This window comes from Pedobacter kyungheensis, from assembly GCF_000812965.1.
GTDB classification, from domain to species: domain Bacteria; phylum Bacteroidota; class Bacteroidia; order Sphingobacteriales; family Sphingobacteriaceae; genus Pedobacter; species Pedobacter kyungheensis.
This window is the reverse complement of the sequence record NZ_JSYN01000058.1, coordinates 1-6,153: the sequence shown is the minus strand read 5'-3', so window position 1 is coordinate 6,153 and position 6,153 is coordinate 1. Positions and strand designations below refer to the sequence as shown.

Annotated in this window: 2 protein-coding genes; one reads left to right on the top strand and one right to left on the bottom strand. The window is 45.5% G+C overall.

The window, feature by feature from the left end; genetic code table 11:
• Positions 1–274: 274 nt before the first annotated feature.
• A complete protein-coding gene (locus OC25_RS26515) occupies positions 275–4,333 on the bottom strand; it encodes a hybrid sensor histidine kinase/response regulator transcription factor (protein ID WP_039483565.1) in 4,059 nt (1,352 codons plus the stop codon).
• 365 nt (positions 4,334–4,698) lie between these two features.
• Between OC25_RS26515 and OC25_RS26505 the strand changes: the two genes are divergently transcribed.
• On the top strand, positions 4,699–5,013 hold the full coding sequence (locus OC25_RS26505; protein ID WP_039483557.1) for a hypothetical protein: 315 nt from the start codon (positions 4,699–4,701) through the stop codon (positions 5,011–5,013).
• Positions 5,014–6,153: the final 1,140 nt, after the last annotated feature.

Below are 6,153 nucleotides of genomic sequence, written 5' to 3'. Positions count from 1 at the left end.
TCCAAGCCTTGATCTTTTGTTTCTTTTCTATCAAGAGAAAAGAAAGAGCCCCCGCGGCGGTGAGCGGAAAGAAAACAGCGAAAGCATTAAGATTCCCGCCTGCGCGGGAATGACGGATTTGCGAAAGGGAGTATCTACATCGCTTACAAACAAATAAGAGATGCTTCGCTGCGCTCAGCATGACAAAGATATTAGTGACTGGGATAACAAAAGTCCTTCGACAGGGCTCAGGATGACAACGTTAAATAACATCCCATACACCCTGCTACCCCTCTTACTCCTTCCCCTTCTGATTACTCAAATAAACCTTCGGTGTATAGCCAAACTGTTTCTTATACTCGCGGCTAAAATACTTCGGATCGTTAAACCCCACCAAATGTGCCACTTCCGAAACATTGTAAACCCTACCTTCCAGTAAAACTGCTGCCTTTTTTAAACGGATCGATTTCACAAAATCATTAACCGATAAATCGGTAATGGCCCTTATTTTCTTGTACAATACCGGCTGACTCATACCAATTTCGCGGGCCAGTTCCTGCACCCCAAAATGCTGATCGCTCAGACGCTCTTCAATACACTTGGTAAGCTTAAGCATAAACTTATGATCTACCGTATTAATCGTTACATCCTGCGGGTTCAGGTTGGCCTGCTCGCCAAACTTGCGCCGCATGTTAGCCCGCGATTGCAGCAAATTGCGCACATTCAGCAACATCAGCTCAATGCTGAAAGGTTTGGTAATATAACTATCCGCCCCCGTTTCAAGGCCATCCACCTGTTGTGCCTGCGATACCCTGGCCGTTAACAAAATCACCGGGATATGGGCCGTACGCTCGTCGGTTTTCAGCTGACGGCATAAATCCAGTCCATTCATCACTGGCATCATAACATCACAAATAACCAGATCTGGCAACTGCTCGCTGGCCATTTCCCAACCCACCTGACCGTTTTCGGCTTCTAAAATCTGGTAGTTCAGCCCAACGGTATTGCGCAGCAACTGCCTGATTTCCGGATTATCTTCCACCAGTAAAACCGTTTCCTTAAAAGTCTGTTTCGGGTTCAGGCTACCTACAGCCACATCAGGCACTGGCATAGGCACCACATAAGTACTGCTTTCCTGTCCATCGACAGCCGGCTCATAAGGTTCAAGCTGCTCTACCCAGCTGCCGTCTTTTTTTAAGATGACGGTAAAACAGGTATTGCCCGCCTGCATTTCACTTTCCGGTACACTGGCCATTAACAGCTCGCCATTATGGGCGGTTATAATGCTTTTAGATAGCGCCAAGCCAATACCCGAACCAATGTGCACAAAACCCGGACTGTTTACCTGGAAAAAGTCGCTGAAGAGCTTGCTGGTACTGCTTTCCGGAATCCCGATGCCATTATCGCGCACTTCAATTTGTACCTCCTGCTTCACTTCTTTAATACTAACACTAATTGCTCCGTTATCGCGGGTAAATTTAAAGGCGTTCGAGAGCAGGTTAAAACAAACCTTTTCCATCTGCAACTTATCAAACCAGATCAATATCGGTTCGCCACTGTATTCGAAATGATAACTAATATTGCGGCTTTCGGCCAGTTGCTCAAAGGCATTAAAAATTTCGCGTAAAAACAATACAATATCCTGTTGCTGCGGTTGTAGTTTCAGGTTACCGGTTTCCGTTTTCCTGAAATCCATCAGCTCGGTTACCAGCTGCATTAAACGGTCGGCATTGCGTTTTATCGGCAAAATCTGGTTGTTAATAACAGGCAAATCTTTGGTGCTTTTCAGCAGGTTTTCCAGCGGGCCTAATATCAGCGTAAGCGGCGTTCTGATTTCGTGCGAAACATGCGTAAAAAACCTCAGTTTAACCCGCTGCACATCCTCAGTCCGTTTTAACAAGGCCTGCACAAATAGGTAGCGTACAATGAGGAAGAGCATGGCTGAAAACAGCAATAAATAAAGGCCATAAGCCCACCAGCTGGCCCAGAAAGCCGGGCGTACCCTGATGTTAATGCTGGCTACTTTTGCCCCCGGAATACCATCGTTATTGGCACCTTTTACCATAAAGCGGTAATTGCCGGCCGGTAAATTGGTATAAGTGGCACTAGGCGTAGCCATATCGTTCCAGCCACGATCAAAACCTTCTAAAAAATAAGTGTATTTGTTTTTGTCGGGTTTTACAAAATTAAGCAGCGCAAACTCAATGGTAAAATTGTTCTGGTCGTGGTTAAAAGTAAGCGTTTGGCCGGTATTGATTTCTTCGGCCAGTTGCCCGTCTTTTTCACTTACATATTGGTTAAACAATTTTAAACCGGTAAAAATCAGTGGCGAAGCATAATTGTTCAGTTCAATTTCGCGCGGATAAAAAGAAGTAAGCCCGTTTATACCGCCCATAAATATTTCGCCGCGACTATCAATAAAGTAAGAACGCGCATTAAACTCATTGCCTGCCAGCCCATCACTTTTGGTATAATTCCTGAACCTGCCCGTTGCCGGGTTCAGCTCCGATAAACCATTGGCCGTGCTAAGCCATAAATTATGACTGGCATCTTCCACTATCCCTAATACATTGTTGTTAATCAGTCCGTTTTTTTCCTGAAAGGTTTTAAATGTTTTGGTTTTAGGGTTGTAAATGCTCAACCCACCAAAGTAAGTACCAATCAACATTTCGCCGGCACTGTTTTCGGTAATGCAGTTAATGTAATCAGATTGCAGCTGGTTGCTTTTACCTTCGTTTTTATGGAAAACCGCCAATACGCCTGTTTTAAAGTTGTATTGATACAGGCCCATATTGGTACAAATCCAAAGGTCGCCACGGCTGTCTTCGTAAATATTGGTGATATTTTTGCGCCGCAAATAACGGTCTAAAATACTTTTGGTGGTATGGGGAGGGTATTTCCCATCCTTTTTGGCCAGCGTAGTAAGCCCGTTGAGCGAGCCTATCCAGATGGTACCACGACGGTCTACTTCGAGTGCCAGGATTTCGGCCGAACCTGCAACCCCTAACGAATCGCGTACGTTTTTAATATGCTGGGCTTTGCCTGTTTTCGGGTCGAAGATATTCAGCCCCCCACGGTGTGTGCCAATAATAATTTTATCGCTGTTGGGGCCTTCTTTCTTCATCACCTTAATCAGGTTCGAACTGATGCTCGATGAATCGGTAGAGTTGCTTTTGTAGCTCTTAAAAGTATTGGTTTTGCGGTTGTAATAATTTAATCCACCGCCTTCGGTGGCAATCCACAGGTTGTGTTGCGCATCTTCCAGTACCGAGCTCAGTACATTGCCGCTAATGCTGGGCAAAAACCGGCTGTTGCGGTAAACTCTAAAGCGGGTAGATACCGGCGAAACCATGTTTACCCCGCCAAAATAAGTTCCGATCCAGATGTTCCGGTTTTTATCGCTAAAGATATTGTGAATAGAATTGTGACTAATGGTACTGCTCACTTCCGGATCGTGCTGGCAACTGGTAAAAGTACCCAGGGTAGGGTTTAAAATACTCAGGCCATCTTGCGTACCCACCCATAAATTGCCTTTGTAGGGCATAATTTCCCTGATATCGTTATGGATAATCGAACCGGGGTTCTGGTTATCGTGCTGAAAAACCTTGAGGTTATGGTGCAGCACATCAAAGCGGCACAAGCCATTGCTGGTACCCATCCAGATATTTTCTTGTTCATCGGCAGCAATGGCGGTAATGTAATTAGAAGGCAGGGGCGAAGGGAAATCCACTTTTTTGTAATGGTAGCCACCCCGATCGTGGCTCAATAAAACTACCCCATTACCCGTGCCTACCCATAAATTACCGTTTTTATCTTCGCAAAAGCTATAAATGCTGTTAACCGGATCGCCACTCCTGCTGCTGAAACGAAAAATCTTAAACTTATTGGTTGCCCGGTCTGTCAGTAAGTTTAATCCGTTTAGCGTACCTACCCAAACATTTTTATTGCGATCCTGATAAATGGCTTCCACACTATTGCTGCTTAAGCCCTTAATGCGCACAAACGAATCGTTTTGTGCATTGTAGTGGTTTAATCCGCTCGAGGTACCTGCCCACAATACCCCTTTACTATCGGTTAATAGCGACGTAATTTCGACCCCCGAAATACTGGCCGGGTTTTTAATTTCATTTTTATAAATTTTAAAGCGATAGCCATCGTAACGGTTAAGCCCCTGGCGCGTGCCAAACCACATAAAACCCGTGCTATCCTGGGCAATAGCAATTACAGAATTTTGCGACAAGCCGTTTTCGACCGTGAGGTTTGAAAAAGAAACCGCAGGCTGACCCTTTGCCGAAAAAAAAGTAAGGAAAATTAGCAGGCCAAGCAATAGCCCGACGGGCTTATCACATCTCATATTCAATTTTGTAAGTTCTAGTTAGTTAGCTATCCAATAAATATAGGAAGATGATTACTCTCCTTAGTATTGTACCGGGATTTTAATGCGATATTACTGATTTTTCTACCCTTTCTTTTAGAATCTTCGTCTTTTTTTCGAAGAGAATATTTCAAATTTGATTCATGCAAATAATTGCTGCCGGCTGGCCAATGGTTCAGCCAAACCAAAACAGGCAGTTTTACCAAACGAAAAAGAGTTAGTTGATCAATAGCCGGGATAAGTGGGCCACCCGTTGTGCCCACTTATTGACCAGCAAAACAAAACCTTTAGCAGTATATCCCAATTACGCAGATAAGTAATTCCCGTTCAAAACAACCTAAAATATGCCGCTCGAAAATACCCCTCAAACGCTTACTCACCCTTTAAAAAACGCTGTCGACATCAGGGTGCTCGAACCCATTATTTTTTACTCAGGCAAACACGATGAACTGCAAATTCATGTAAAAGAAGCTCTCAATGGCGAACTGATTATTAAATCGTTAAATACCGCCATGCTCGAGATTAAAGCCGTAATGCTGGCCGATACCGATACCCCGCTCAACTGGAAACAGAACAAAGAATGCCTGAAGATTACTTTCGATAGGGATTTAATGCCCCTTGGCGAAAATGCGAACAGGGTGATTAAGGTGGTGTTTTGACCCCTATCCGAGCGGAGGCAGCTCCCTTGATCGTCACCCTGAGCGGAGTCGAAGGGTCTACATAGCATGCACAAATAAATAAGAAATGCTGAAACGAGTCCGATAGTTAACATAAATCCCTAAAGAAACCCGTCATTCCGAGAGTAGCGCAGCGGAACCGAGGAATCTATATCGATTAACCTAAATCAGCTGTAACCCTCTTGGCTGTCTCCCACCACCTCGCCGTCACCCTGAACTTCCGCCCGGCCGGACGGACGGGTGTTTCAGGTATCCTCGAAAACACGTCATTGCGAGGAGGAACTACGAAGCAATCTTTCATGCCGGTAATTCTTGCTGCAAAGATTGCTAATAATGAGATTGCCTGCAGCAGGCAGGCTTCAGCTTACACAGCCCTGCTTCGCAATGATCAGGGAAGGGAATAACGAAGGTCCTTCGACAGGCTCTGGATGACACCAAAAGCAGATCCTCTGCACCCTGCTATCCGGCATAGGAGATTTTCGCAGGAAAAAGCACGAAAAGCTTTGCACAACCTTCCATTTCCCTACTATCCAAGGCAGGAGCAAGCGCGTGCGTTGGCCTAAGGGCGGGCAAGCGCCTAGAAACTGCCGCCATTCAGGTTTTCGTAGGTTTTTACAAGAAAAGATCCAAGCCTTGATCTTTTGTTACTTTTGGATCAAGCCAAAAGTAAGGGCGGTTCGGCGGCTGACCTGTACCGATTTTATATCGGTAGCCGAGGCAAGATTGTGCAAAGGGAAAGCAACAGCAAAAGCATTAAGATTCCCGCCTGCGCGGGAATGACGGATTAGCGCAAGGGACTGTGCCCTTATCTTCATCCTGAACTTCCGCCCGGCCGGACGGGTGTTTCAGGGTCTCAATGTAGCTCGCACAAATAAAATAAGAGATGCTGAAACAAGTTCAGCATGACGGCGAGGGGGAAGAGCGTGACGCAAGGGGTTTTCTGCACCCTTCCATCCGGCATAGGAGATTTTCGCAGGAAAAAGCACGAAAAACTTTGCACAACCTTTCATACCCCACTACCCAAGGCAGGAGCAAGCGCGTGCGTTGGGAATGTGTAATGGCAGGCGCCTAGAAACTGCCGCAAATAAGCTTTTCGTAGGTTTTTACAAGAAAAGGTCCAGG

Coding starts and splice junctions, on each gene's coding strand:
- OC25_RS26515 (WP_039483565.1), bottom strand. CDS start 4,333: ATGAGATGTGATAAGCCCGTCGGGCTATTGCTTGGCCTGCTAATTTTC.
- OC25_RS26505 (WP_039483557.1), top strand. CDS start 4,699: ATGCCGCTCGAAAATACCCCTCAAACGCTTACTCACCCTTTAAAAAAC.